General features: G+C 73.3%; 22 protein-coding genes and 1 pseudogene. 14 read left to right on the top strand and 9 right to left on the bottom strand.

Translation table 11 applies throughout. The features are described 5' to 3' along the window. Nucleotides 1-18: 18 nt before the first annotated feature. From RAN62_RS16800 to RAN62_RS16785, 4 genes are read left to right on the top strand one after another with little or no spacing between them, the layout of a single operon-like run. Entirely contained in the window at nucleotides 19-984 is a 966-nt protein-coding gene (locus RAN62_RS16800; protein ID WP_305785593.1) for an L-histidine N(alpha)-methyltransferase, read from the top strand. Beyond that, nucleotides 981-2,396 (top strand): class I SAM-dependent methyltransferase, encoded by a 1,416-nt coding sequence (locus tag RAN62_RS16795; RefSeq protein ID WP_305785592.1) that lies wholly within the window; start codon nucleotides 981-983, stop codon nucleotides 2,394-2,396. The genes RAN62_RS16800 and RAN62_RS16795 overlap by 4 nt, the downstream gene beginning before the upstream one ends. Beyond that, nucleotides 2,396-4,903, top strand: coding sequence for a prenyltransferase/squalene oxidase repeat-containing protein (locus tag RAN62_RS16790; RefSeq protein ID WP_305785591.1), 2,508 nt, complete (start codon nucleotides 2,396-2,398; stop codon nucleotides 4,901-4,903). The genes RAN62_RS16795 and RAN62_RS16790 overlap by 1 nt, the downstream gene beginning before the upstream one ends. Then, the gene (locus RAN62_RS16785) at nucleotides 4,900-5,277 is read left to right on the top strand and encodes a hypothetical protein (RefSeq protein WP_305785590.1); all 378 of its coding nucleotides are present in this window, start codon (nucleotides 4,900-4,902) and stop codon (nucleotides 5,275-5,277) included. Before RAN62_RS16790 ends, RAN62_RS16785 begins: the two co-directional genes overlap by 4 nt. Before the next feature lie 6 nt (nucleotides 5,278-5,283). Here RAN62_RS16785 and RAN62_RS16780 read toward each other — a convergent pair whose 3' ends face one another. Further along, nucleotides 5,284-5,829 (bottom strand): hypothetical protein, encoded by a 546-nt coding sequence (locus tag RAN62_RS16780; RefSeq protein ID WP_305785589.1) that lies wholly within the window; start codon nucleotides 5,827-5,829, stop codon nucleotides 5,284-5,286. 156 nt (nucleotides 5,830-5,985) lie between these two features. On the opposite strand from RAN62_RS16780, the gene RAN62_RS16775 reads away from it, so the two are divergent. Continuing rightward, nucleotides 5,986-7,155, top strand: coding sequence for an RCC1 domain-containing protein (locus RAN62_RS16775; RefSeq protein WP_305785588.1), 1,170 nt, complete (start codon nucleotides 5,986-5,988; stop codon nucleotides 7,153-7,155). 41 nt (nucleotides 7,156-7,196) lie between these two features. Continuing rightward, nucleotides 7,197-7,997 carry an SAM-dependent methyltransferase gene (locus RAN62_RS16770; RefSeq protein ID WP_305785587.1) on the top strand — a complete coding sequence of 267 codons (801 nt, stop codon included), beginning with the start codon at nucleotides 7,197-7,199 and terminating at the stop codon, nucleotides 7,995-7,997. 91 nt (nucleotides 7,998-8,088) lie between these two features. On the opposite strand, the gene RAN62_RS16765 is transcribed toward RAN62_RS16770, so the two are convergent. Next, nucleotides 8,089-9,051, bottom strand: coding sequence for an NAD-dependent epimerase/dehydratase family protein (locus tag RAN62_RS16765; protein WP_305785586.1), 963 nt, complete (start codon nucleotides 9,049-9,051; stop codon nucleotides 8,089-8,091). Between the two features lie 80 nt (nucleotides 9,052-9,131). On the opposite strand from RAN62_RS16765, the gene RAN62_RS16760 reads away from it, so the two are divergent. Beyond that, nucleotides 9,132-9,977, top strand: a complete 846-nt coding sequence (locus RAN62_RS16760; protein WP_305785585.1) for an NAD(P)H-binding protein — start codon at nucleotides 9,132-9,134, stop codon at nucleotides 9,975-9,977. On the opposite strand, the gene RAN62_RS16755 is transcribed toward RAN62_RS16760, so the two are convergent. The 3 genes from RAN62_RS16755 to RAN62_RS16745 all read right to left on the bottom strand — a co-directional run bounded on the left by RAN62_RS16755 (nucleotide 9,964) and on the right by RAN62_RS16745 (nucleotide 16,008). After that, nucleotides 9,964-13,563, bottom strand: coding sequence for a family 78 glycoside hydrolase catalytic domain (locus RAN62_RS16755; RefSeq protein WP_305785584.1), 3,600 nt, complete (start codon nucleotides 13,561-13,563; stop codon nucleotides 9,964-9,966). The genes RAN62_RS16760 and RAN62_RS16755 overlap by 14 nt on opposite strands. 166 nt (nucleotides 13,564-13,729) lie before the next feature. After that, nucleotides 13,730-14,509, bottom strand: a complete 780-nt coding sequence (locus RAN62_RS16750; protein ID WP_305785583.1) for a S1 family peptidase — start codon at nucleotides 14,507-14,509, stop codon at nucleotides 13,730-13,732. Between the two features lie 128 nt (nucleotides 14,510-14,637). Then, nucleotides 14,638-16,008, bottom strand: a complete 1,371-nt coding sequence (locus RAN62_RS16745) for a sulfatase family protein (protein WP_305785582.1) — start codon at nucleotides 16,006-16,008, stop codon at nucleotides 14,638-14,640. A 624-nt stretch (nucleotides 16,009-16,632) separates the two neighbouring features. On the opposite strand from RAN62_RS16745, the gene RAN62_RS16740 reads away from it, so the two are divergent. Together RAN62_RS16740 and RAN62_RS16735 are read left to right on the top strand one after the other, a co-directional pair. After that, nucleotides 16,633-18,066 (top strand): carbohydrate-binding module family 20 domain-containing protein, encoded by a 1,434-nt coding sequence (locus tag RAN62_RS16740; RefSeq protein WP_305785759.1) that lies wholly within the window; start codon nucleotides 16,633-16,635, stop codon nucleotides 18,064-18,066. Then, nucleotides 18,044-18,559, top strand: a pseudogene (locus tag RAN62_RS16735) (alcohol dehydrogenase catalytic domain-containing protein); the annotation flags it as partial. The gene RAN62_RS16740 and the pseudogene RAN62_RS16735, both read left to right, overlap by 23 nt. Nucleotides 18,560-18,635: 76 nt before the next feature. Here RAN62_RS16735 and RAN62_RS16730 read toward each other — a convergent pair. Together RAN62_RS16730 and RAN62_RS16725 are read right to left on the bottom strand one after the other, a co-directional pair. After that, a complete protein-coding gene (locus RAN62_RS16730; protein ID WP_305785581.1) occupies nucleotides 18,636-18,908 on the bottom strand; it encodes a DUF3040 domain-containing protein in 273 nt (90 codons plus the stop codon). A gap of 163 nt (nucleotides 18,909-19,071) precedes the next feature. Beyond that, nucleotides 19,072-20,094, bottom strand: a complete 1,023-nt coding sequence (locus RAN62_RS16725) for a zinc-dependent alcohol dehydrogenase (RefSeq protein WP_305785580.1) — start codon at nucleotides 20,092-20,094, stop codon at nucleotides 19,072-19,074. 144 nt (nucleotides 20,095-20,238) lie between these two features. On the opposite strand from RAN62_RS16725, the gene RAN62_RS16720 reads away from it, so the two are divergent. Genes RAN62_RS16720 through RAN62_RS16700 form a run of 5 tightly spaced genes read left to right on the top strand, consistent with a single transcriptional unit; the run spans nucleotide 20,239 to nucleotide 23,917 of the window. Beyond that, nucleotides 20,239-20,613: a CATRA system-associated protein gene (locus RAN62_RS16720; RefSeq protein ID WP_305785579.1), complete on the top strand. Its 375-nt coding sequence runs from the start codon at nucleotides 20,239-20,241 to the stop codon at nucleotides 20,611-20,613. After that, nucleotides 20,591-22,765, top strand: coding sequence for a CATRA conflict system CASPASE/TPR repeat-associated protein (locus RAN62_RS16715; RefSeq protein ID WP_305785578.1), 2,175 nt, complete (start codon nucleotides 20,591-20,593; stop codon nucleotides 22,763-22,765). The genes RAN62_RS16720 and RAN62_RS16715 overlap by 23 nt, the downstream gene beginning before the upstream one ends. Nucleotides 22,766-22,812: 47 nt before the next feature. Beyond that, entirely contained in the window at nucleotides 22,813-23,148 is a 336-nt protein-coding gene (locus RAN62_RS16710; RefSeq protein WP_305785577.1) for an ArsR/SmtB family transcription factor, read from the top strand. Then, nucleotides 23,145-23,567: an SRPBCC family protein gene (locus tag RAN62_RS16705; protein WP_305785576.1), complete on the top strand. Its 423-nt coding sequence runs from the start codon at nucleotides 23,145-23,147 to the stop codon at nucleotides 23,565-23,567. Before RAN62_RS16710 ends, RAN62_RS16705 begins: the two co-directional genes overlap by 4 nt. Next, nucleotides 23,564-23,917, top strand: a complete 354-nt coding sequence (locus RAN62_RS16700; RefSeq protein WP_305785575.1) for a nuclear transport factor 2 family protein — start codon at nucleotides 23,564-23,566, stop codon at nucleotides 23,915-23,917. Before RAN62_RS16705 ends, RAN62_RS16700 begins: the two co-directional genes overlap by 4 nt. Here the strand turns inward: RAN62_RS16700 and RAN62_RS16695 are convergent. After that, nucleotides 23,908-25,887, bottom strand: coding sequence for an SIR2 family protein (locus RAN62_RS16695; RefSeq protein ID WP_305785574.1), 1,980 nt, complete (start codon nucleotides 25,885-25,887; stop codon nucleotides 23,908-23,910). The two genes, RAN62_RS16700 and RAN62_RS16695, sit on opposite strands and share 10 nt — an antisense overlap. Beyond that, on the bottom strand, nucleotides 25,884-26,648 hold the full coding sequence (locus tag RAN62_RS16690) for a hypothetical protein (RefSeq protein WP_305785573.1): 765 nt from the start codon (nucleotides 26,646-26,648) through the stop codon (nucleotides 25,884-25,886). The genes RAN62_RS16695 and RAN62_RS16690 overlap by 4 nt, the downstream gene beginning before the upstream one ends. Between the last annotated feature and the right edge of the window lie 49 nt (nucleotides 26,649-26,697).

Genomic DNA, 26,697 nt, shown 5'->3' with positions numbered 1-26,697 from the left:
TCTCATGATGGTCAAAACATGGAGCACGATATGGTCGGCGCCGACGCCGAGGCCAAAGCGCCGTCCTTCTTCGAGCGGGCCGACCATCACGACGCCGTCGTGCGAGGTCTGCAGTCCGGTGTGCTGCCGCTGAAGTTCGCCTATGCCGGCAGCGCCGCCTTCACCCACGATCTGCTCGCCCGCGGCGAGGGCTACCAGTCGGTCACGGGTCTCGGCGCCCTCGCCTGCCAGGCGCTGAGCGAGCTGCGGGAGCCCGGTTCGGGCCCGGTGCGCCTGGCCGAGGTCGGGCCCGGCAACGGCCGGCACACCGCGGAGGTGTTCCGCTTGCTGCGGGAGGCCGGCTTTCCCCGCGTACGCTATCTGGCCCTGGATTTCAGCGAGACGCTCCTGGACGTGGCGTCGCAGCGGCTGCGCGAGGATCTGCTCGTGGCCGGTTTCGACAAGCGGTTCTGGGACGTGGAAGAGGGGCCGACCGACCGGATCAAGGGCTGGCGGGCCGGGGACGCGGCGCCGCTGTCCGTGCTGTTCCTCGGCAACACGCTGGGCAACCTCGAGGACCCCGTGACCGCCCTGGAGCACCTGCGGCACAGCGTCCGGGCCGGCGACAGGCTCGTCCTCGGCGTCACGCTGCGCGATCAGGCCGACGATCCCGACACGGTGCGGGCGCCCTATCTCACCGAGGTCTTCGAGGCCGCCGCCCTGGAGCCGTTGCTGGCGCTGGGCGTGGAGCGGCGGCTGCTCGATCTGTCCATCGTCTATGACGCCGCCGGTGACCAGGTGGTCGGCGAGGTGCGGCTGCTCGGGCCGGTGCCGGCCGGGGAGCGGGAGCTGCCGGCGGGCCACACGGTGCGGTGCTTCCGCTCGCGGCGGTTCGACCTGGGGGACGTACACCGGATCGTGAGCGCGGCCGGGTGGAAGCTGGAGGCCGACCACCACGAGCCGGGCACCCGGCACGCCGTCGTCACCGCGTCGAGCCCCGGGTGAGCGTGACCGCGGACGCGGCCGGGGAGCTGCTCACCGCGGCGCGCGAGGCGCTCGGCTCCTACTATCTCGGGGTCACCGGGACCGACGACCAGGTGGTGCGGCTGCCCGAGGGCGCCGCCGCCGACCTGGCCCGGGTGCTGGCCGACCGGGCCGGCACCGTCCGCCAGATCGTGCCCTGCTCGGGGTGGCAGGACGCCGATCTCTTCCTGCTGATGGCGTGGCGGCAGCGGGCGGCCCGGGGCGCCCGGGTGCACCGGCTCTATCTGGTGCCCTACGGCAACCCGGACATGACGCCCGTGCTGCGCGAGCGCGACCTGGACCGGGACAGCCGCATCGACGCGCACCTGCTGCACCTCGAGGTGATCCCGCGCGCGCCGGTGCCGATGACGCACACCTGGCTCATCGACGAGGACGTCGTGGTCTTCGAGGAGCACGGCGACACCGGGCCGGCCGGGTGGGTGGTCAGCCGGCGGCCCGAGGACGTCCGCGCGGCGCTCGACCGCTGGCAGCAGCTGTGGACCAACCGGCACGCGCTGGCGCACCGGCCGCCGCACCTGGCGGAGCCGCTGCTGGAGTCGGCCGACATGCTGCACTCGCTCGCGCGGGTCGCCTGCACCGGGCACTACGTCGACCCGGTGAGCTGCGCCTGGTACCACGGCATCTGGCAGTACCTGCGCCTCTTCGACATGGTGAGCAGCCCGAACTGGCACATCGGCTTCTACTCGGAGGTGCTGCGCGAGCAGCTGCGCGGCCGGGCGGAGCCGCGGGTGCTGATCACCGGCGCCGCCGACTACGGGATGCTGGCCTGCGTGCTCAACGCGGCCGGGCCCGGGGTCGCGCCCGACGTGCACGTCCTCGACGTCTGCCTGACCCCGCTGCTGGCCAACCGGTGGTACGCCCGCCGGCGCGGCACGGAGATCACCACGCACAACGTGGACTTCGTCCGCGCGGGCGAGCAGTTCGTGGAGGAGCAGGAGCCCTTCGACCTGATCGTCTCGGACGCGTTCCTGACGCGGTTCCCCTCCGACGACGCGGCAACCGTGGTCGAGAACTGGCGCCGGCTGCTGCGGCCGGGCGGGCAGGTCGTCACGACCGTGCGGATCTACGAGGAGGCGGGCGCGGCGGCCGGGGCGACGCTGGTCACCGAGTACGGCATGCGGCTCTACGAACGGGCGAAGAACTCGTTCTGGCTGTTGAGGATCGACTTCACCGAGCTGCTCAGCGCGGCCCACCACTACGCCAAGCGGATGCGCAGCTCGGACCAGCTGGGCGGGGCCGATCAGGTGCTGGACTTCCTGCGCCGGCACGGCTTCGAGGTCGTCCGGTCGGAAACCGCGTCGGTGGCCGGTGAGCTCGCCGGATGCGACTATCTACGCATCGTCTGTCGCGTGGCCGCCGAGCGGAGTGACTGATGTGGGAGAGGGCGGCCCGGGCCGGGCCCGGCGCGACCGGGTCGCCGGCGTGGCTGCGCGCGGCCGGCGAGGACATCCGCGCCGCGCAGGCCGAGGCCCTCGGTGGCACCGAGCCACTGCTGACGGTCCAGTGCGGACTCGCCGGGGGTACGAGCGCCCTGGAGGTGCGGGTCACCGTGCCCGGCCGCCCGCCCGTGCTGCTCGTGCTGGCGGCCGCCGACCTGCGGGCCGCGGTGTTCCGGGGGACCGATCCGCTGGCCCTGGTGGCGCACGCGTTCGTCGCCCGTGACCGGCCGCTGCCCCCGGCGGACCAGCTGGGCCTGGCCCCGCACGCCCCGCCCCGGATCCCCGCCGCCCCCGATGCCGCCGGCGCCGACCTGGCCGCCCGCATCACCGCCGCCCTGGCCGCGAAGCTCGACGTCGTGGTGGTCGGGGACGAGGGCTCGGGCAAGGCCGTCAGCGCCGCCCGGGCGGCCCGGCTCTTCGCGGCCGAGGGTGGCGCCGCCGTCTGGATCGACCTGCGCAGCGGCGCGAAGAGCCCGCCGACCGTGGTGTGGGAGCTGCTCCGGCTGCCCCGGCACGATCGCGTCCTCGTGGTGGTGAGCCGGCGGGCGCTGGTGGCGGGCTTCCAGGACACCCGCACGATCATCAGCCGGCTGCGGCACGCCTTCGACCTCGACCTGCGGCTGCTGACCACGGACACCCCGAGCGCGGTCGCGGCGATGCCGGCCCTCTACGGCTTCTACGAGCAGGTGCCCGTACGCCAGCCGGTCGCCATGCCGGGTCAGGACGCCGCGGTCATGTACTGGTTCGCCTGTCTCGGACTCTTCGGCATCCAGCCGCTCGTGGCCGTCGCCGACCGCCGCTACCATCCGGAGCAGCTGCACCGGCTGCAACAGCGCGAGCTGATCCATCTCACGGCCGTGGACGGCAAGGTCTACTACCGGCTCGGCGCCGGCGTCACGCCGACCGCGCTGGTCGCGGGGCAGGCCGGGCTGCCGGGGCGGGCGCCGCCGGGCGAGCTCATCTGGGCGTACCTGAAGATGGCCGGCGCCGATGCCGGGCGCGCGCCCCTCGAGCAGCTGGATCTCGTGGGCTTCCCGGGCCGCGACGGGCACGCGCGGGTCGAGGGCAGCCGGAACCTCACCTTCAGCTGGGAGCTGCTCTATCGGCTGGGGGAGCAGCTCGACCGCTACTGCGCCACGAACCCGGACTGGGACGACAACGTGGGCGCCGCCGTCTTCGCCGCGGAGGCGCTGGCGGAGCTCGGGCACGCCGAGCAGTGGCGGCGGGTGGCGGAGTTCGTGCGGGGCCGGCTCAGCTACGACGTCCCGGGCGAGCTGCCGCGCGCCACCGGCGGACCCACCCTTGAAGAGGGCGACTTCGAGCGCATCCAGGCCAACATGATCGCCGAGGATCTCTTCCTGGGCGGGCGCTGGCCGGCGTCGCTGCTCGGCACCGGGGTGGACAAGGCCCGCTTCCACAGCACCTGGATGCTGGGCGTGCTGCTGGGCTTCGAGGGGTCGGCGCTCGAGCGCTCGGACGGGCGGCTCGACGCGCTGCTGGCCACCGCCGAGCACCACTGCGCCCCGGACGGGCACTTCTATCCGCGCCGGGTGCCGTGGGTGACGGCCCGGGTCGTGCTGGGGCTGTGCGGGGCGGGGCTGACCTATGCCACCCATGACGTGGTGCGGCGCGCCTGCGACTGGCTGGTGCGCCCGGTGCGCGAGGGCGGCGCCTACGCCGAGTGGTGGAAGGGCGGCACGGGCTCGTGGAACAGGGACGAGGCCACCACGGCCATGTGCGTCGTGGCGCTGCTGCGGGCGGGCGCCCCGGCCGGCGAGGAGGTCGGCAAGGCGGTGGTGTGGCTGCGCTCGCGGGTGGGGGAGTGGACGCGCCCGGGCCGCGAGATCGACCTCGCGCTGGCGCTGGAGGCGATCCTGCTCGGCGCGCACGACTGGCGGTCGTCCTACGGCCGGCTGCTCAACCTGCTGTCCTGGGCCAACGAGGAGTTCCGCGGTGGCCTGCGCGACCTCGGGCTGCCCGAGGGCACGCTCCGGGCGCCCTTCGCCGCGGCGCAGCTGGCCGCCCTGGTCCGCGTGGCGGTGAGCCGGGAGGCCGCGGCCCTGGTCGAGCCGGCCCCGGCGGCGGCCGAGCGGCGTCCCGCGCGGCTCGAGCCACGGCTGCCGGCGACGGCCGGGATGCGGCTGCGCCCGTCCGTCACCCACTGGCGTGAGGTGACCCGCCAGATCGAGGAGCAGCTGGAGGGTCAGGTGCAACGGCGGCGGGCCGTGCTGCGCCGGGCCGCTCCGGGCGGGATGCCGGTGGTGCAGGCCGCCTACGACCAGTACACCGCGCAGCTCGCCCTCTGCCGCGAGCTGCGCGAGAAGCTGCGGGAGCGGACGCCGATCGAGGTGATCGAGCGGCTGGTCGAGCTGGGCGACACGGTGTGCGGCACGGGGTGGAACGGCGGTCTGTCGTACGACGACGAGGCGGGACCCCGATGACGACCTGGGACCGCTGGGTCGCCCGGCTGCCCGCCCCCGGACTGCTCAACTTTCTCGCCGGTCTCTTCGCGGGCACCGGCATCAACCTGCTCACCTCGTCGGCGGTGGGCGACGGCGGCGGGCTGAGCGCGCTGACGGTGCTGGACTCGATCGCCTGGGTGCTCGGGGCGGCGCTGGTCACCGTCGCGGCGACCATGCTGCAGAACGCCGAGGCGGAGGCGGCGCTGCTCGACAGCCCGATGTTCGAGGAGCCCGAGCGGCGCGAGATCCGCATGCACCAGCGCCGCCCGATCGCCCGCCGGGCCGTCCTGCTGATCCTCGGCGGCCTGCTGTCGGTGATCCTCGCCGTCGTCCTGCTGCCGTTCCTGGCCTGATCCGCCTCAGCGCGGCAGGTTCGGGACCGACCACCAGCCGGGCGGCCAGCCGGGCACCGGCAGCTCGTCCCCGACGGCGGCGACCTCGATCTCCCGGGGCCCGTGCCGCACCAGGAAGCGGTGCGGGGCGGCGTGCCGGGCCCGGGTCACGGTCGGCGCGACGGTCACGACCTCCATGGTGGCGCCGAAAGTGTGCGCGGACACGATGTCGGCGCCCGGGGCCAGTGCCGACAGGCTGGTGCGCCACATCTCGCACTGGGCCGCCACCATGTCGCGGGCGCCGGGCTCGGCGCCGCCGGGGGCGGCCAGCCGGGCGGCGAGCGCGTCGTCGCCGGTCCGCCCGGCGGCGATCAGGTACTCCTGGGCGACGGACAGCCGTAGCTCGTCGGTCAGCGCACTCCACAACGCCACGGTGCCGGTGCCGTGGTGCAGCACGCGGATCCACCGCAGGATCGTGTCGGCGCCGTCCCGGGCGCCATCCCCGTCGCGAGTGCCGTCGCCGTCGCGGGGCCGGCGGATGCTGTCGTGTCTCGGCGAAGATCGGACGTCCACGGGTGTGTGGTCCCCCAACACGGGTAGTCGCGGCCCCGCAATGGTCGGGCAAGATCAAAGAGAAATCAAGGATCATCTCTGCAAATAACGACGTTCTTGAATGCATGGGAGCGCTCCCGTAACCTTCCCGTCATACTGCGGGAGAGGATCGGCGAGATGAGCGAAGTGCGGTACGGCGGGCTGCGCGCCCGTTGGGGGCGTACGGTGACCAGGGTTTTTGTCGTTGTGCTGGCGATCGCCGGCGGGCTGGCGGCCGGTGGCCCGGCGCGCGCGGCCGCCGCCCCGGAGCCGCCGGGCGTGGCGGCCGGTTATTCACATTCGTGCGCGGTGCGGACCGACGGCTCGCTCTGGTGCTGGGGCGGCAACGCGAGCGGCCAGGTCGGCGACGGCACCCGCACCAGCCGCACCGCCCCGGTCCGGGTCGGGACGGCGACCTGGGCGAAGATCGACGCGGGGACGAGCTACACGTGCGGCATCCGGACGGACGCGACGCTGTGGTGCTGGGGCAGCAACACGCGCGGCCAGCTCGGCGACGGCAGCACCGTGACCCGCACGGCGCCGGTGCAGGTCGGCACCGCCACCTACACCGACGTCAGCGCGGGCGACAGCCACACGTGCGGGGTGCGGACCGACGGCTCGCTGTGGTGCTGGGGCTTCAACCGGCTCGGCCAGCTCGGCGACGGCGCCGTCACCTACATCGCGACCACGCCGCTGCGGGTGGGGACGGCGGCGACCTGGGCGAGCGTCACGGCGGGGTTCGCGCACACGTGCGGCACGCGTACGGACGGCACGCTGTGGTGCTGGGGTGACAGCTCGGCCGGGCAGCTGGGCCTCGGCATCCTGAGCTACCAGACGACGCCGGCGCAGGTCGGCACGCTCACCAGCTGGGCGACGGTGACGGCGGGCTACACGTTCACCTGCGGCATCCGCACCGACGGCACGCTGTGGTGCTGGGGCGAGAACGGCTACGGGCAGCTCGGCGTGACCGGGATCTATCGCTCCTCGCCCGTCCAGGTCGGCACGGCCACCACGTGGACCGGGGTGAGCGCGGGCTTCGACACGGCGTGCGCCACGCGGACGGACGGCAGCCTCTGGTGCTGGGGCAACAACTCCGCCGGCCAGGTCGGCGACGGCACGACCACCCACCGGTACGCCCCCACGCGCGTCGGCGACGCCGCCACGTGGACGAGCGATCTCGTGGCGGGCTACCACAACTGCGCCTACCGTACGGACGGTGGCCTGTGGTGCTGGGGCAACAACGCGAACGCGCAGCTGGGTGACGGAACCACGACCCAGCGTCCGGCCCCGCAGCGCGTACCCCTGTAGTCTGACGCTCCACAGTGGCTGACGCGGGCGGGAGTGCCGACGTGACGAACCCCGACTTCGACACGATGGTCGCGCATCCCGCCCGCCGCTACGACTACTGGCTCGGCGGCAAGGACAACTTCGCCGCCGACCGGGCGTCCGGCGACGCGATCGAGCGGGCCTTCCCGGGCGTACGCGACGCGGCGCTCGCCAACCGCGGCGTCCTGCGCCGCGCGGTGCACCACCTCACCGCCGCCGAGGGCGTCCGGCAGTTCCTCGACATCGGCACCGGCCTGCCGACGGCCAACAACACGCACGAGGTCGCCCAGGCGGTCGCGCCGGAGAGCCGCATCGTCTACGTCGACAACGACCCGCTGGTCCTCAGCCACGCCCGCGCGCTGCTCACCACCGAGCCCGAGGGCGCCACCGCCTACCTCGAGGCCGACCTGCGCGACCCGGCGGACATCCTGGCCCACCCGGCCGTCGCCCGCACGCTGAACCTGGCCGAGCCGGTCGCCCTCATGCTCGTGGCCGTCCTGCACTTCATCCCCGGCCGCGGCGCCGCGGCGCCCCTGGTCCGCCGGCTGCTCGAGCCGCTCGCGCCCGGCAGCTTCCTCGTCCTGACCCACGCCACGACCGACTTCATGTCCCCGGCGGAGGCGCAGGCGGCCCTGGCCCTCGTCGAGCAGGGCAAGTCCGATTTCTGGCTGCGCGGCCGAGACGAGATCGCCGACATCTTCGACGGCCTGCAGCTGATCCCGCCGGGCATCGTGCCCAACTCCGAGTGGCGCCCGGACGCCGACACCCGCCCGCTCTCGCCGCAGGTGGCGAACTGCTGGGCCGGGGTCGCCCGCAAGCCGTGATCCGGCCGCCGGCTCTGGACGCCCTGCGGACCACGCTGCGAACGGCGGCGCCGGCTGGTGCCCGGAGCCGCCGCATTCCGGGGGCGGGTGGTCACGAGGCCGGGCGGCGCATCTCGTCGAGGCCGGCCGCGAAGGTCACCTCGGGCCGGTAGCCCAGGTCGGCCCGCGCCCGGCTGATGTCGTAGCTGCGGTCGCGTCCCATGATGGCGACCAGCCAATTGGAGAGCGGCGGCGGCGTGGGCCGGCGCAGCGCGCGGGCGCCGAGGTCGAGCACGTGCGCCACCGGCGACGCCACGGCGAGCGGCACGCTGGGCGCCTTGCTGACGTCGGCACCCAGCGCGGCGACCACGGCAACGAAGAACTCGCGGATCGGCATCGGCGTGCCGTCGGTGACGTAGTAGACGCCGCGGTCCTGGCCACGGTGCAACGCCGCGGCGGTCGCCTGGGCGAGGTTGCCGGCGTGCACGAAGTCCATGATGCGACGGCCGCCGTCGAGGAAGGCGAAGCGGCCGGAGGCGACCGTCTCGTCCAGCGCCGTCATGCCGGCGCCCCAGATGAAGGGCGGGCGCAGGATCACCAGCGTCATGCCGGGCGTGCGGGCGGCCGCCAGCGCCTGCTCGGTGCCGAGCTTGACCCGCCCGTACGCGATGAGCGGCCGCCCGGTCGGCGTGTCCTCGGCCACCACGGCGGGTCCACGTCGCCGATCCGTCGACACAGCGGCGGCGCTGATGAGCACGAACCGTCCGACGCCGGCCTTGGCTGCCGCGTCGAACAGCGCGACGGTGGGCCGTTGGTTGTCGCGCTCGAAGCCGGCGTCCGGCCCCCAGAACTCCATGCGCGCCGCCGCGTGCACCACCGCGTCGCAGCGATCGAGCACGGGCAGCCAGTCCTGCTCGCTCAGGTCGCCGTGCACGGCTGTCGCCCCCGCCCGCGTGACGCGCTCGGCGGCCGCCGCACTGCGAGCCAGCGCCCACACCGTGTGCCCCTCGGCGACCAGCCGGCCGATGATGTGACGCCCGGCGAACCCGCTGCCGCCGGTCAAGAAGATGTCCATGGCCCCATGCTGTGCCGCGGATCTGCCGCGTGGGAGCCTCAACTTGTACTGGTACCACCGATACCCCTGAGGAGCCCATCGTGGTGCAACCTGTCCTGGTCACCGGCGGTACGGGCGGCATCGGCGGGCTGGTGGTCGACGAGCTGGTGGCCGCCGGCGTGCCGGTGCGGGCGCTCGTGCGCGATCCCGGGAAGGCCGGCTTTCCCTCCGAGGTCGAGGTGGTGCGGGGTGACCTGACCGACCCCGGCTCGCTCGACGGGGCACTGCGGGACGTGGGCGCCGTTTTTCTGGTGTGGACGCTGCCCTTCGACACAGCGCCCGCGGTGATCGAGGAGATAGCGCGGCACACTTCGCGCGTCGTCTTTCTGTCCTCGCCGCACAACGTGCCGCACCCGTTCTTCCAGCAGCCGAATGCCATGGCCAGGGTGCAGGCGGACATCGAGCGGCTGATCCGGGAGTCCGGCCTGGCCGCCACGATCCTGCGGCCGGGCATGTTCGCCTCGAACGCCCTGCACTGGTGGGCGCCGGCGATCCGGGACGGCCGGCCGGTCCGCTGGCCGTACGCCGATGTGGAGACCGCGCCCGTCGACGACCGGGACGTCGCCGCGGTCGCCGCCCGGGCGCTGACCGATGCCAATGTCGGCGGCGATCACGTGCTCACCGGGCCGGAGTCGCTGAGCCAGGCCGAGCAGCTGCGCGTGCTGGCTCCGGAGGCGACGTTCGAGGAGCTGACACCCGATCAGTGGCGGGACGAGACCGCGGGGAGCTGGCCTCGTCCCGTCGTCGACATGCTGCTGGCGGCCTGGGGTGCGGCGGAGGGACAGCCGGCCTACGTGTCGTCCGGTGTCGCCGCGGTCCTCGGCCGGCCGGCGCGTACGTTCCGCCAGTGGGCCGAGGACCACGCCGCGTCTGTCAAGCGGTCGTGAAGGTGTAGGAGCCGGACGGGACCGCGAACACGGCGGCGCCGTCCGTGTAGCCCTGGGGTACGGCTTCCGGCGGGGCGGTCACCGCCGCTGCGGAGGACGCGGGGACGCGTACCGTCGCGGTCGTGCCCGCCGGGATCACGACCGCCAGCGTCAGCCGGTCGCCGGTGCGCCGCCAGGACGAGCTCGCCGGGCCGTAGGGCGTGTCCAGGGCGGTCCGGGCCGACGTGAGCGTGCCGCCCGGCCGCGGCGCGATCAGCAGCGACCGATAGCCCGGGGACGCCGGCGCCAGCCCGCCCACCTCGCGGTAGAGCCAGTCGCCGACCGAGCCGAGCCCGTAGTGGTTGAACGAGTTCATGCCCGGGTCCTGCAGGCTGCCGTCGGGGCGGATGCCGTCCCAGCGCTCCCAGATCGTCGTCGCCCCCTGGGCGCTCATGTAGCCCCAGCCGGGATAGTCCGGCTGCTGCAGGATCCGGTACGCGGTCCCGGCGTGCCCGTGCTCCGACAGCACGGGCAGCAGGTTCTCCACGCCCATGAACCCGACGGACAGGTGCCCCTCACGGGCGTCGACGGCGGCCGCGAGCTTGTCGGCGACGGCTTGGACGCGGTCGGCGGGCACGAGACCGAAGGCGAGCGCGAGGACGTACCCGGTCTGGCTGTTGCCCCGGACCGTCCCGTCGGCGGCGACGAACCGGGCCGTGAACGCCGCGGCGATCCGGTCGGCCAGGTCCCCGTACGCGTCGGCCTGGGCCGTGCGCCCGGTGGCCGCCGCCATGCGGGACACCAGCCGGGCCGACCAGCCGAAGAACGCCGTACTCGTCAGGTCCTGCGCCGTGGGGTCGTCCACATTGAGCCAGTCGCCGAAGGTCTCGTGATCGCGGATCAGGCTCGCGTCGGCGGTCGAGCGCAGGTAGTCGACCCACCGGGCCATCGCGTCGAAGTGCTCGTCGGCCGGGGCGAGGTCGCCGTAGCGCTGCCAGATCGTGTACGGCACGATGACGCCCGCGTCGCCCCAGCCCGCCTTGCCCGCGCCGTCGATGACCGCGGGGGCGACGTCCGTGTACGCGCCGTCCGCCCGTTGCGCGTCCACGAGATCGTCCGCGAACTTCGTCAGCAGCCCGTGCGTGTCGAAGTTGAACGTCGAGGTGGCCCCGAACGCGGCGATGTCGCCGGTCCAGCCCAGCCGCTCGTCGCGCTGCGGGCAGTCGGTCGGGATGGACAGCAGGTTCGAGCGCGCGCCCCACAGGATGTTGTGCTGCACCTGGTTGACGAGCGGGTCACTGGTCGTGAACGAGCCGGTCTCCGCGCCGTCCGACCACGCGGCGAGCCCGGTCAGCATGCCGGCGGTCAGCGCCCCGGGCAGCCCGGTGACCTCGACGTACCGGTAGCCGTGCACCGTGAAGTGCGGCTCGAACACCTCCGCCGCCCCGGTGCCGGCCAGCGTGAACGTGTCGGTGGCCTGGGCGGCGCGCAGGTTCGCCGTGTAGAGCGTGCCGTCGGCGTTGAGGATCTCCGCGTGCCGCAGCGTGACGCGCGTGCCGGCCGGGCCGGTGACGCGCAGCTTGTTCCAGCCGGCGAAGTTCTGCCCGAGGTCGGCGATCCACACGCCGGGCTCGGGCTGGGTGATCGCGACCGGCTTCAGCTCCTGCTGGACGGTCACCCCGGGATCGACCTGCGCGACCAGCGGCGGCAACGCGCCGGTGCGCACGGTGACGGGCTGCGGCGCACCCTTGATCCGGGCGTCCTGATCCTCGCCGTGGTAGAGGTCGTCGGCCACGATCACGCTCGCGGAGGAGGACCAGCTTCCGTCCGTACGCACCTCCGCGCGCGTGCCGTCGGCATACTCCACCGTCAGGAACGCGGAGTACCACGGCGACGTCCCGTAGCGCTCGCTGCCCGCGAAACCGATGTTGCCCGAGTACCACCCGTTGCCCAGCAGCGCGCCGAGGGTGTTCCCGCCGCGCTTGAGCGACCCGGTGACGTCCTGCACGCGGTACTGCAGCCGCTTCGTGTAGTCGGTCCACCCCGGCGCCAGACGTTCGTCACCGACCTTGGTCCCGTTGAGATACGTCTCGTGCAGCCCCAGCGCCGTCGTGAAGAGCCGCGCCCGGGCGACCGGCTTGGTGATCGCAAAACTTCGGCTCAGGTACGGCGCCGGCGCCGGCACGGTCACCTGAGAACCCCAGGGACCCCCGCCGTACGCGGCCCCGGCCCGGGCCGCCGGCCACGCGCTGTCGTCGAAATCGGGCTGTTGCCAGCCGTCCGGCGCATCCTGAGCCGCCCGCCACGACGCGTCGCTGACGATCGTGGTCGTACCGGCGACGAGCTTGACGAGGACACCCGCCGGCCCGGCCGTGGTGTTCGTCGCGGCGACCGCGATCGTGTTGGCGCCCGCGTGCAGCTGCGCGGTGACGTCGACCGTGGTCGCGCGCTTCCATGAGTCGGTGACCCGGCGCGACACGCTGACCGGAGCGCCGTTGACCCACACGTCGGCGGTGTCGTCGCCGGTCACGACCAGGGTGGCCGGTCCGGTCGCGGGCAGTTCCACCGTACGGCGGAAGTAGCGGGTCGCCGCCGGGGCCTCCACCGCGGGATCGCCCTCGGGGTACCAGATCCACGACGCGCCCGTGACCGTCGGCTCGGCCGGGCCGCCGATGAAGGCCGCGGGCCACTGGGCCGTCGCGTCGTACAGGCCGGTGTCGAAGCGGGCCGGGGCGCTCCACGCGCTCGGGCGGCCCTGGGCGTCCCAGATCCGCACCCGCCAGTGGTAGGTGCGGTTGCTCGCCAGGGCCGGGCCGCCGTACGCCACGTCGACGCTGGTGCCGGAGGCGACGACGCCGCTGTCCCAGACGTCGGCCGCGCGGGGCGACGTGCCGACGGCCAGCTGATAGCGGCCCTGGACCTGGCCGCCCTGGCGCGACACCAGCCGCCAGCCGAAGCGGGGCTGCGCGGCGTCGATGCCGACGGGATTCGCGCGGCGCTCCACGGTGAGCCCGGCGACGCTCACGGGGGAGGCAGCCCGGGAGCGCGGTGCGGCGACGGCGCGGTGCCAGGGCCCGATTCCGTACGTCCCCAGGTCGCGCACCGGCGATCCGCCGGCCGTCCACGTGCGGTCGGTGACCAGGTCGACGGAGCCGGCGGCGCTCGCGACCCGGAGGCGGCCGAGCAGTCCGGCGGGGCCGCTCGTGTTACGGACGGCGACGGTGAGGGTGTTGGCGCCGGGGCGGAGGGCGGCGGCGAGGTCGACGTAGCGGGCCTGTCGCCAGGAGCCGGCGGTGCCGGGGGAGTTGGCGAGCCAGGTGTCGTTGAGCCGGACGTCGATGGCGTCGTCGCCGGTCACCACGAGTTGGGCGTCGGTCCACGGGCCGGTGGGCGCGGTGAAGGTGCGGGTCAGCGTGGCGGTGCCGTTCTCGCCGCGGATCCAGTGGGCGGTGTCCAGGGAGACGGGGGCTGTGGGGGTCGCGAGGGTTACGGGGGTGGCGGCTGCGGGGGCTGCGGGAGCGGCGGTTGCGGGGGCGCCGGCGGGGAGACCGGCGAGGGCCAGGGCGGTGGTGAGGGCGAGGGCGAGCGGTCCGAGCGGGGATGCCATGCGGTTCTCCTCGGTGGGGGGAGTTGCGCGGGCGCCTCGTTTGCACGTTTCAATCCATCGAGGCTCCTCGAACTTAAGCCCCGGACCGGCGGCCGGACAAGGTTCCGTACAGAAACGGATCGCCGCCACCCGGGCGGGTGACGGCGATCCGAGGTGGTGCGGGTGCTCAGCCGGCGTTGACGATGTCCTTGATCCAGCCGGCGATGTTGTCGGTGCGGGCCGGGCTCTCGACCTCGGTGTGCGGGCAGCTCGGCCCGTTGCTCACCACGGCCACGAGCTCCGGACCGCCCCAGCGCCGCTCCCGGAAGAACGGGCCGCCCGAGTCGTACGGGCACGGGGTGGTGTTGGCCTGCGGGGCGAGACCCTTCACGCCGAGCGTGGCGTCCTGCAGCGAGACCACCTGGAGCTGGCCCGTCTGCAGGTGGTCGACCGCCACCGGGTTGGTGCTGGTGAGCGAGCCGTAACCGGTCAGCCGCAGCACGTCGCCGACCTCGGGGGCCTTCGACGAGATCTTCAGCGGCTTGATGCCCTCGGCCGGGGACGCCAGCTTGGCCACCGCGACGTCGGCGGTGGGGGACTGGTGCACCTCGACGACCTCGGCGCTGTGCCCGCCCGGGCTGGTCCGGACATCGGTCTTGCCCACCGTGGCCAGCGTGGACGCGGCGACCGGGCGCTCGACCCGCACGCCGTTCTCGTCCCGGAAGCAGTGCCCGGCCGTGACCACCCAGTCCGCCGCCACGAGCGAACCGGAGCACCCGCTGTTGCGGGTGCCGCCGCCCAGGACCGGGATGCCGGTCATGACCAGCTTGACGGAGAAGCTGTACTTGCCCTCCTTGACGGGCTCCCCGTTGGCGATCGCGTTGGCCGAGCCGGACAAGGCGATCCCCGCGGCCACCACGGCGGTCGTGGTGACCGCGAGGAGACCCCAGGTAGTTCTGCGTCGCACGAATAGTCTCCTAGCGTCGCCGGATAGATCAGTGCCCATGCCACGCTAGTAAGTCCATTCAAGACGCTCAACTCGGGAGCGTCGACGGGCAGTCTTTGTGACCCTGAGTGCCCGGTGAGGTTTGCCCGTCACCACTGGCCCGCGGCTTGACAGGCCTGCTGTCCGCGACACGAACCGAGGGCGGCCATGACGCTCCGCAGTCGCGCGAGCCGTTCCGGGCTGAGCGTGCCGGCGATGTTGTGCGCCTGGGCCGGGTCGGTGGCGTTGTCGTAGTACTCGGGCGTGCCGTCGCCGTACTCGATGTAGGTGAAGCCCGGCGTCCGGATCGCCCGGTAGTCGGGCGGGTTGGCGTTGCGCCACGGCTGGTAGTCGGGGTCCTTCGGGTCGCGGGGCGGGCCGTGATGCTCGACCAGGGCGACCTCCCGCCAGTCGGCCGGCGGCGCACCGGCCAGCAGCGGCACCAGGCTGACCCCGTCCACGCCGGCCGGCACCGGGGCGCCGGCGAGATCGGCGAAGGTGGGCCGCAGGTCGATGTTCTCGACCGGCTCGGCGACCGTGGCCCCCCGCGCGATGCCGGGGCCCGCGACGATCAGCGGCACGCGGACGTCGGTGTCGAAGGGCGTCTGCTTGCCCGGCATCAGCCCGTGCTCACCCATGTGCAGGCCGTTGTCGGAGCTGAAGATCACGACGGTCCGGTCGGCGACGCCCGCCCGTTCCAGCGTGGCCTGCAGCGAGGCGACCATCCGATCCACGGCCTGCACCGCCCGCACCCGCTCGCGGAAGTCGCGGTCGATCGAGGCGAGATCGGCCGCCGTCAACGGCCCGTGCCCGGCGATCCACGGCGTCGGATTCGTGGGCAGCTTGCCGAACGACGCGTCCCGGGGCGCCTTGACCTCCGGGAACCGCTTCGCGTCCCGGGGCGCCGGTGTGTAGGGCAGGTGCGGCGCATAGGTGGCGACCTCGGCGACGAACGGCTTGCGCGCTTTCGCCGATGCTGTGATGAACGCGTTGGCCTTGGCGCTGAGCACATCCGTGACGTAGTCGGCGGGCTTCTTCCCGTACGCGACGATCTTCTTGTTCTCGAGCAGGTTGTAGTTGAATCCGGCGTACGCGTCCCCGCCCGCCGCCCACGTCGACCAGCCCGGCGGGACGTGCTTCGAGCTCGGCTGGAAACCGTTGATGTACTTGCCGAAGAAGCCCGTGCGATAACCCGCCCGCTGGAGGTCCGTGGCGAATGTCGACTTCTCGTTCCCGTACCGCTGGAAGGTCGGCAGTCCGCCGTCCGGCCCGGTGTTGGTGAACACGCCGGTGTTGTGCGGGTACTTGCCCGTGAAGATCGAGGCGCGCGACGGGCAGCACAACGAGTCCGTGACCGTGTACTGCGAGAACGAGGTGCCCCGCGCGGCCAGGGCCTGGACGTGGGGCATGAAGGGCACGAGGTTTGTCGCGAGGTCGTCGGTGAGGACGAAGACGATGTTCAGCGGGCCCGGTCTCGTCATCGCCGGGGCGGTCGTCACGGGCGGGGCCGAGCGCGCCGGCGATGCTGGCGGCGGGGTCGCGGGGCGGTCCGCGCTGCAGGCGGCCAGGCCCGTGAGGAGCAGGATCGCGGCGAGGAGTCTCCGGACGGGCTGCACTTTACGGACACCCTTCCGGGTACGAACGGGAAAGGGAATGTCTCGGATAGGCAAGAAACGTCTCACTCGCTGTGACGGAATGGCTATTCATCGTATTTTGCCGCGATCGTCCGGCAATTTTTCGGAATCTTAGGTCGGCTGGTCAACCGGCAGTCCACGAGCGACTGTCCGGCAGGTGAACAAGCCCGCGACGTGCGCCTTCGCCGCCCGTGCCCGTTTCCTAGGGTCACCACCCATGCGAGGAAAAATGTGGGTGGCCGCCTCCGCGGCGGTTCTGCTGTCGACCGCGGCCCTGGTCGCGGGCGGTGCGGCCCGGCAGGCGGACGAGGCGGGGGCGAGCGAGGCGGCGCCGGGCACCCGGGACGTCATCGTCCATCTCTTCGAGTGGTCGTGGGACTCGGTGGCGACCGAGTGCACCACCGAGCTCGGCCCGAAGGGCTTCGGCGGCGTGCAGGTCTCCCCGCCGCAGGAGCACGTGCTGTGGCCGGGATGGTCGACACGTGCCACGCCGCGGGCGTCAAGATCTACGTCGACGCGGTCATCAACCACATGGCGGGCGGGGACTCCACAGGCAAAGGCGTGGCCGGGACCGGCTTCAGCCACTACTCGTACCCGGCGGTGCCGTACACCGACGCGGACTTCCACCATTGCGGGAAGAACGGCAACGACGACATCGTCCACTACGAGGACCGCTCCGAGGCGCAGAACTGCGAGCTCAGCGACCTGGCCGATCTCAAGACCGAGGCGGCTTCCGTACGGACGAAAGTCGCGGGTTATCTCAACAGCCTGACCGCGCTCGGCGTGGACGGCTTCCGGGTGGACGCGGCGAAGCACATGCCGGCGGCCGATCTGCAGGCGATCTACGGGCAGCTGACCGGGAGCCCGTACATCTATCAGGAAGTCATCGAGGGTGCCGCGTCGGAGCCCGCGCCCGAGGAGTACACGCCGCTCGGGGACGTGACCGAGTTCCGCTACGGCGACCGGGTCAGCGCCGCCTTCCGGGACGGGCAGTTGTCCGGCCTGCAGACCCTCGCGTCGAGCATGCGGCTGCCGTCCGGCGACGCGATCGCGTTCATCGACAACCACGACACGCAGCGCAACGGCTCGCGCCCGGTGCTGAACTACAAGGACGGCACGAACTACCGGCTCGCGGAGGCGTTCATGATCGCCTACCCGTACGGCGTGCCGCAGGTGATGTCCGGCTACGAGTTCAGCTCCTACGACCAGGGGCCGCCGTCGAGCGCGGACGGCACGACCAAGGCCACCGACTGCTCGTCCGGCTGGGTCTGCGAGCACCGGGAACGGACGACGGCCAACATGGTCGGCCTGCGCAACGCCGCCGCCGGGACGGGCCTGACGAACTGGTGGAGCAACGGGTCGAGCCAGATCGCCTTCGGGCGCGGGGACAAGGCGTACGTGGCGTTCAACCGGTCGGGGACGGCGCTGACACGGACCTTCGCCACCGGGCTGCCGGCCGGGACCTACTGCGACGTCATGAGCGGCGACGTCACGAGCGGGACCTGCACCGGTACGACCGTGTCCGTGGACGGCTCCGGCAACGCCGCGACGACCGTCCCCGCGAACGGCGTGGTGGCTCTGCACGTGAACGCCCGCGTCGACGCGGCGGTCGCCTGTGCCGTCTCCTTCGCCTCGACCACCGAGACGACGTGGGGCCAGAACGTGTTCGTGGTCGGCAGTGTCCCGGCGCTCGGCTCGTGGGACCCGGCGCGGGCGGTGCCGCTGTCCTCCGCCTCCTACCCGGTCTGGACCGGCACGGTGGACCTGGCGCCCGGGCAGCCGGTCGAGTACAAGTACGTGAAGAAGGAAGGCGACAGCGTCATCTGGGAGAGCGACCCGAACCGATCGTTCACCGTGCCGTCGGACACACCCTGCGCACTCAATATCACGGACAGTTGGCGCTGATCGGTCCCCGTACGCCGGGATCTGCCACTCAGACATCCACACCGTGCGCGGGGAGTGGGGCGGGGTGGCGTACCCGCTGACCGTCGGGTACGAGATCGTCGGCGTGGTCACCGAGGTCGGCGCCGAGGTCACCAAGCACGCCGTCGGTGACCGGGTCGGCACGATCACGCAGGGCGGCTACTCGACGCACGTGGTGGTGGACGAGGACTTCGTGCTGCGGGTGCCGTCGTCGATTCCGTACGAGAAGGCCGCCCCGCTGTTGGGTGCGGGCATCACGACGTACTCGCCGCCGGCGCACTGGAAGGCCGGCCTGCGCGTGGCCGTCGTCGGGATGGGCGGTCTCGGGCACATGGCCGTGAAGATCGCCGCCGCGATGGGCGCCGAGGTGACCGTGCTGTCGCAGACGCTGGGCAAGAAGGACGACGGGCTGGCCTTCGGCGCCACGGACTACCACGCGACCGGCGACCCGGCGACGTTCGAGGCGCTGGCGGGGGCGGGGCGGCGCGCGGGGCCCAGGGCTGGGCGGTGCGGCGCGCGGGCTCGAGGGCGCGTGGTGCGGGGCGGGCGGGTCAGAGGCGCTGGTTGCGGCGCTCGCGGGTGATCGCGACGGCGAGGGTGACGAGGACGACCGCGATCGTCAGGATGACGCCGGGCGTGCGCCACGCGACCATCAGCACGGACAACAGGCCCCACACGATCGCGCCGGCCACGGCCAGCGTGACCCGCGCAGCCGTGCTCAGGCTGCTGCGCCCCGCGCGCATCGTCTCGGCGAAGTCGGGATCGTCCGCGGTCAAGCGGGCGACGATGTCCTCGAACTGCCGCCGCTGGTCCTTGGCTGCCATGGTGCTCACCACCCGGTTCTCGTTGTCCCCCTACAGCTATAACGCGTGGGTGGAAGAGAATGTTCAGTTCCATGACGGTTATGTGACGGTCGCCGGTTGCCCCGGACACCCGCCTTTTCGGCGAAGTCTGCCACTCGTTCGCAAGCCCGGCCACCCCCCGGCCTCAGATGTGGGGGTCGACGTGAATTTTGGGCCCCGCGCCCGCCCCGGGGGGACGCTCGCCCGCCAGGACGGCGCCGGCCCCGGCCAGCCCGACGGTCGCGGCGACCAGGGGACGGGGATCGATGAGCTGCCGGGCGTACGCGTCGATGGTGGGGGCAAGCCCGGGCGAAGCGGACAGGATGCCGATCGCGACGACGTCCTTGAGCACCAGCGACCGGGTGTCGATCAGGCTCGGTTCCCCGGCCAGCCCGATGCCGACGATCCGCCCGCCGGGCTCGACCAGCTCGAGGGCCCGGGCTGGCGAGTCCACGCCCGTGCTCGCGTCGACCACCGCGTCGAAAGGCAGCTCCGGTAGGTCGTCCCAGGTCCAGGCGTGCTCGAAGCCCAGGTCCCGGGCGAAGCCGAGGGACTCCGGCGCCACCCCGAGCACGTGCACCTCGGCGCCGGACGCCCGCAGGAACATGGCCGTGAGCAGCCCGATCGTGCCGGGGCCCAGGACCAGCGCCCGGTCCTCCGGGCCCACGGCGGCGGCCCGGGCGGCGCGCCACGCGTTGCCACCCGGCTCGACCAGGGCGCCCAGGACGTCGTCCACGTCGTCGGGCAGGTGGTGCAGCGAGGAGACCGGCACCGCGAGCCGCTCGGCCAGCGCGCCGGGCCGGCCACCCCGGATGCCGACCTCCTGCCGCTGCTCGCAGACGTGCCGGCGGCCCCGCAGGCACAGCCGGCAGGTCCCGTCGCCGAGCATGGTGTCGCCCATGACCCGCCGCCCGACCCACGCCGGATCGGTGCCCGCCCCGACGGCCGTCACGGTCCCGCACCACTCGTGCCCGATCCGCATCGGATAGGCCGCGTGGCCCGAGTGCAGATAGGCCATCGCCCCGGTGTAGAACTCGAAGTCCGTCCCGCACACCCCCACCCGGGCGACCTCCACCACGGCCTCCCCGGGCCCGGCCACGGGCACCGGCACCTCCTCCACGGCGAACTTCTCCGGCGCGGTGAGCACGAAGGCCCGCATGAGCTCCATGCCGACCATCATGACCGCTGCCGATCGCCCGTGTCCGGCAGAGCCGGTCATGACCCGGCCGGACGGCGCCGCCGTCGGTCAACCGGAACGGGTCGGTGGTTCGGGCGAGCCGTCAGCGGGAGGCTGGTGACTAGGGTGCGTGACATGGATGACGGCTGGGACGCCGAGACGGTCGGGGACGCGCTCGACGTCCTGCAGGATCTGGTGCTGTGGCAGCTGGTGCCGGACCGATGGTCCCAGGTGGACCGGCTGCTCGGCCGGATCGCGGCCGCCTTCGCGGCGGGGGACGCCGACGAGGTCCGCGCGGCCGTCGCCTACCTGGAGCTGAGCGGGCCGGTGCGTGCGCTGCGGATCGGCACCGCCGGCGTGGACGGCATCCCCGAACCGGTCCTCGAGCGCCGCAACACCCTGGTCCACGCCCTGGTGCGCGAGCAGCGCCGGGCGGCGCCGGCCTCGACGAGCGAGCAGCGCCGGGCGGCGCCTACGGAGGAGAGCAGTGGCGACCACCCGGCTCGATGACCAGGAATTCGTGGCGCACCTCTACGCGCCGCTCGACGGGCCCGGCGTGGAGGCGGCGCTCGCCCAGATCGAGCAGCTCTGGGACGCCTGCCGGACCCAGCTGGCCATGACCCACCCGATCGACGGGACCGACCTGCCCCCGGCGCTGCCGGGCGATCCGCGGGCCACCCGGGAAGGCGCCCTGGCCGGCCTGCAGGACCAGGCGGTCAACTTCCAGGCCGTCCTGCGCCGCGAGCACGACGTGCTCAACTTCTCCCTGGTCATGGCGGCCCCGCTGGCCCCTTCCCGGCGCCGGATGCGGCTCGGCGCGGCAACCCCGCCCGGCTGGTACGAGTACGCCCGCTGGTGGCGCACCCTGACCCGCGCCGGCGTCGGGGCGCTGCTCGGTGCGGCGACCGTCTATCAGGCCAAGACGCCGCATCCGGACCGGGCGGACGTACGCTCGGCGCTGCCGTCCCAGGACGACGACGCGAGCCAGTGGTGGACGCGGCCGACCACGGTCGACGACTTCACGCTGTGGGAGGTGACGCCGGGCGGGGAGGGCGTGAGCCGGCGGCTCGTGGTGCTCGGGCGCCCGGACGAGGACGCGCGACTGAGCCGGTTCACGTGGAGCGCGGGGGACGTGGCGTTACCGCCGCTCGGCCGCTATCTGTTGCACGCGGCGAAACTTCGGTACGCGGCGCGCGTACGCGGCAATGGTGCCCAGGTCGCCGCTGTGCGCGACCGGACCGCCGCCCGGCTCGACCGCATCACCGACCTGCTGGAGGGGCCCGACGGCGCCGACGGGCTCGCGGCCGAGGCGGCCGGGCTGGCGGCGGACCAGGCCACCGTGGCCGCGACGGTGCAGGCGCTGAGCTGGATGCAGCGCAGCGTGGAGATCGCCCGCGACAACCTCGGGTCGGCGATCAAGGACCCGCTGCCCGCAGACCGGGCCCTCGCGCCCGCGCTGGCGCAGTGGCTGGACGACGACGTCTACTTCCTGCGGCAGGTGCAGACCCGGGCCGAGCAGACGCGGCACCTGATCCCGGCGCCGGCCCCGCAGCCGCCCGCCCGGTCGGTCCTCGAGCGGCCGGCTCCCGTGGCGGCGCCGGCTCGCGCCCCGGGCGGGCGCACCGAGCAGCGGATGGGCTTCGGGGTCGACGTGGTCCGCTACAGCGACCGGACGACCCCACGGCAGTTCGAGATCCAGCGCCGGCTGGCCGGCATCGTCGAACGCGTCCTGTCCGGCGTCGGGGTCGCGCTGCACGACAGCGACCGGCAGGACGCCGGCGACGGGATGATGGTGGTGCTGCCGGCCGGGGTCCAGCCGCACGAGGCGTTGCCCCGGCTGCTCAACGGATGGCGGGCCCAGGTGACGGCCGACAACGCCGAACACCCCGAGGAGCGGATCCGGCTGCGGCTGTCGGTGACCACCGGCCCGTTCACCCCGTCGGACATCGGCTTCACCGGCGCCACGATCATCGAGACGGGCCGGCTGCTCGACAGCGACGCCCTGCGCCGGGCCGTGACCGACCACCCCGGCGCCGACCTGGTCGCGCTGGTCTCCGACCGGTTGCACGCCGACGTGGTCGCCGAGGGCTATCCCGGTCTCGATGCGGCGCACTTCACGCCCGTACGGGTGCGGGTCAAGACCTTAGACAAGCAGGCCTGGCTCTGGACCGGTGCGCCGCCCGCCGAACCGCGTCCGGAGAAGGCCGAGGAGACGACGACAGCGCCGGGCACGCGCGACGTCTTCGTCATCCACGGCGACGACGACCGGGCCCGCTCGGCGCTGTTCGGCTTCCTGCGCGCGATCGGCCTGCGCCCCCTGGAGTGGGAACAGCTCGTCGCCCGTACGGGCAGCGCGGCCCCCGAGCGCATGAAAGTCCTGCAGCAGGCGTTCGCCGAGCACACCGCCGCGGTGGTCCTCTTCGCCCCGGGCGCGTCGCCGGACGTCCTGGCGGGCATGGCCGTCGCCCTGCAGCCCGACCGCACCATCCTCGTCCGCCTCGGCCCCGCGACCCTGCCCGGCGACCTGGCCGGCCGCGACTCCGTCCACATCCACGGCGCCGGCGTCCTCGGCCTGCATCAGCTGGCCGAGCGGCTGCGGCGGCTGGGCTACGAGGTCCGCACCGACGGCACCGACTGGCTCGACCTCACCCGGTTCACGTAAACAACGAAAGCCTTGTACAAGCGATCCGTTGTTTATAGGGTCGGGGCATGCCCGATGTCCTCGATCTCGACGCGGCCTTCGCCGCCCTGGCGGACAGCACACGGCGGGCGATCGTGGCCCGGCTCGCCGACGGTGACGCGACCGTGCGCGAGCTGGCCGAGCCGTTCGACCTGACCCAGCAGGCGATCTCCCGGCACGTCGGGATCCTGCGCCGCTGCGGGCTCATCGAGCAGCGCGTCGACGGCCAGCGCCGCCCGTGCCGGCTCAACGCCGGGCGCATGCGCGAGCTGGCCGGCTGGATCACCGAGCAGCAGCGGCAGTGGGAGTCCCGGCTGGACCGGCTCGAGGACCACCTCGCCGCGGTGCGGGCGGCGGACGGGTGACCGACCAGCTCATCGCCACCCGGCGGCTCGACGCGGACATCGCGCTCGTGTGGCGGGTGTTCACGACGCCGGAGCACCTGGCCGCCTTCTGGGGCGGCGACCACGCGACCGTCCCGGCGGACTCCGTGACCGTCGACCTGCGCGTGGGCGGCCACTTCGAGCTGGAGACCCGCGGACCGGACGGCACGGGCGGCCGGCTCGTCTTCCGCTACGAGATCGTCGACGAGCCCCGCCGGCTGGTGCTCGCCGAGCCGCGCACCGGCATCCGCACCGAGATCCGGCTCGATCCCGTCCCGGGCGGCACGAGAGTCACCGTCCACCAGCGCCGCCTGCCGCCCGAGCTGCGCACCGAGCAGGCGCGTACGGGTCTCGACGGCATCCTCGACCAGCTGCAACGACTAGTGGAAGGACCACGATGACCGACCGCATCGCGACCGTGCACCGTTACATGGACGGCTTTCGCCACAGTGACCACGGGGCCGTGCTCGCCTGCCTGACCGACGACGTCGTGTGGCGCATTCACGGGCTGCGCGTGACGAAGGGCAAGGACGAGTTCGACTCGGAGATCGAGAACCCGGCCTTCGAGGGCAGCCCCGAGCTGACCGTCGACCGCACGATCGAGGCCGATGATGTTGTCGTCGTCACCGGCACGGGCGCCGGGCGGCTTCGGGCGGCGGGAGCGTTCCGGTTCGCGTACAGCGACCTCTTCACCTTCCGCGAGGACCTGATCGCCGCCGTCGACTCCTATGTCGTACCTCTTCAGCAGTGAAAGACCTCCCGGGGCCGCTCGCCGGACGGCAGGCCGAGCGCCTCGGTGGCGTGCTGGGTGACCAGGCGGGCGCCGATCCGGCCGGCGAGGTCGCGGGCCCGGGTCAGGGCGCCCCGGTCGGTGCCGCGCTCGACCGCGATCATCCCGGCGCCGAGCAGGCCGAGGGACCGCTGGAGCGGATAGCGCGAGCCGGCCACCTGCCCGTACAGGCGGGCGGCGTGCGCCAGGTCGCCCTCGTGCACCCGGGCGTGTTCGGCCCGCTCGACGAGCACGGCCTCGTCGGTGAAGGGGTGCCCGCGGGTGAAATAGGTGGCGGTCTGCGCGGTCTTCGCGGCTCGGATCGTCTCCAGGGTGGCCAGCGTGGCGGCGAACCGGCCGGGGTCGGTCATCCGGCACAGCGCGAGCAGCGCCGTCTGGACGCTGACCTGCCCGTCGATGCTGCCCTCGCCCTCGAAGCGCAGCCGGGCGAGCTCGTAGTGGCGGGCCGCCTCCCGGGCGTTCCCCTCGTGCAGCGCGATGCCCGCCTCGATGAAGTCGGCCCAGGCCACCCAGCGCGCGGCGGCCAGCCCGGCCGCCGGTCGCAGCTCCTCGTCCAGGCACAACCGGCACTCGGCCAGGCGTTCCGCCCACAGCAGAGCCTGCGCCCGCTGGTACGCCGCGTGGGCCACCCGGACGTCGTTGGTCTCGCGCAGGGCTCGCCGGTGCGCCTCGGCGGCTGTCTCGGCCGCCGCGTCGAGGTCGCCGGTGATGCGCAGCGACAGCGCGCGCAGGATGAGCAGCGTCGACAGGCTGGTCTCGTCGGTCCGCCGGGTGCCACGCAGCACCTGCCGGTGGTTGCCGAGCCGGGAGTGGGCGGTCAGCCGCTTGCGCTCGGCGACCGTCCGCACGCGGCCGGGCAGCACCGGCGTGCGGGCGACGGCCCACAGCGGCACCGTCACCCAGCGGCCGGCGTTGTTGACGGTCTGCGCGACCAGGTCCACCGCGGTCTGCCGGCGGCCGGGCTCCTGCCGCAGCCTGCGCAGATTCACGCGTACGGCGCCGTGCCAGTCACCCAGGATGCCGCGGATGCTCGCCTCGGCCCGTCCCAGGTCGCCGGCCAGCGGCGGGAACGAGCGCTCCGGACGCTTCTCCTCCAGCCGTTTCACCTCGTCGTCAGACATGGTGACGAGCCCGTTGCCCCGGCACCACGCGACGAAGCCGACGGACGGATTCTCCGACTCGGCCACGACCAGGGCGTCCCGCTCCACGCAGCGCCGCAACAGCCGGCGTCGCCGGGCCCGCTCCTGCTCGGCCGCCTCCGGGTCGCCGCTCGGCCGGTCGAACCAGATCACCCGGGCGGCGTCGGTGAGTACGTCGTCCCACAGCGGCTGGAAGTCGAAGTCGCGGCCGCTGTAGCCGAGGAACACCACGGTCCGGCCGCGTACCGCGTCGGCCAGCGCCCGCCGCCAGTCGTCCCGCAGCCCGGCCAGCACCGCGTCGGCCGTCACGATCAGCGGGCCGGGCAGCGAACCGTGCGGCTTGTAGATCTCCCCGGGCGTGCTGGCGGCCTCGCGCCACGCGACCACGCGCAGACTCGGGTCGGCCTCCTCGATGAGCGTGTCGAAGTTGACCGTCCACACCGCCGCGCCGGCCCCGGCGAGCTGGGCCAGGGCGACGTGGACGGCGTTGGGGCGGGCCGGCGCCGGGTCGGTGGGGCGCAGCGTGCGGGCCAGCCAGCCCTCGACGTCCACGCCGCTCTCGCGCAGGGCGAGCATGAAGGGCTCCGGCGCCAGGCCCTCGGTGATCCGCTCCAGCTCCGGGCGGTGCGGGTCCTCCCCGGGTACGTACTCATGCAGCCGAAGTTGCCGCAGAATGTCATTGCGCATCGGGTCGAAGAGCGGCAGCGCGGCCGGCATCGCGAAGGACGCCCCGGCGCCGGCGAAGACGAACAACGACCCGGCCGACGCGACCCCCGGCAGCCCGGCGCTCATGCCGCCGCCCCGCGCGCCGAGCGCCACATCGCCTCGAACTGATCCAGCCAGTACGTGTACCAGGGCCCGTCGTCCCGCGTCAGGTGAATGTGCATCCGCGACCGGATGGCATCGTTGCGGAACCCGTGGAACTCGACGTTGACGTAGCCGCCCGCCCCGTGCGGATTCACGGCGACCAGGCTGAACCCGGGGTTGAAGGCGATGTCCCCGTACGCGAACGTGCCGTTGACCGGCCACTGAGCCATCGCCGCGAGCCGCGCCCGGGTCTCCCGCAACGAGTCGGCGGCCTTCTGCACCGGATGGTCGAGCAACGCGTCGAGCTGCTCCGACATGGCGTCCCCGGCATCGAACTCCGCGAGCACCACGATCCGCACGGCGCCCTCGTCCCGCGCCAGCGGCCCGCGGCGCAACACGTCGCACCGCTCCTCGGTGAGAAAGTTCGACCCCACGGGCGCGAAGATCCACACATCCTTCGCCCGGCGCAGATCCTCGGTGATCGGCCGGCGGTCATAATCACTGCGGTCGAGGAAACGCTCCTCCCGATGATGCGCCAGGGCGGCCCGCAGCAGCAGAAACCCCATCCCGGCGAAGAGCACCGACCACCGTACGCTGTCGGGCAGATCCGCCCCGACCAGCAGCACCACGGCGAACCCCAGGCTGACCAACGTGGTCGCGTAAAGGTCGAGAAACCGCCGCCGCCGAACATCGTCCAGGACCTGCCGCCACCGCCGCCGCATGCGCTCCATGATGCGGTCCGCCACGCTCCACCATGGTCATCCGTTCAGCGGAGCCCTTCCGGACCGGCGTGAC

Origin of the sequence: Symbioplanes lichenis (assembly GCF_030709675.1) — a bacterium.
GTDB classification, from domain to species: Bacteria; Actinomycetota; Actinomycetes; order Mycobacteriales; family Micromonosporaceae; genus Actinoplanes; species Actinoplanes lichenis.
This window is presented reverse-complemented; position numbering and strand designations above follow the sequence as displayed.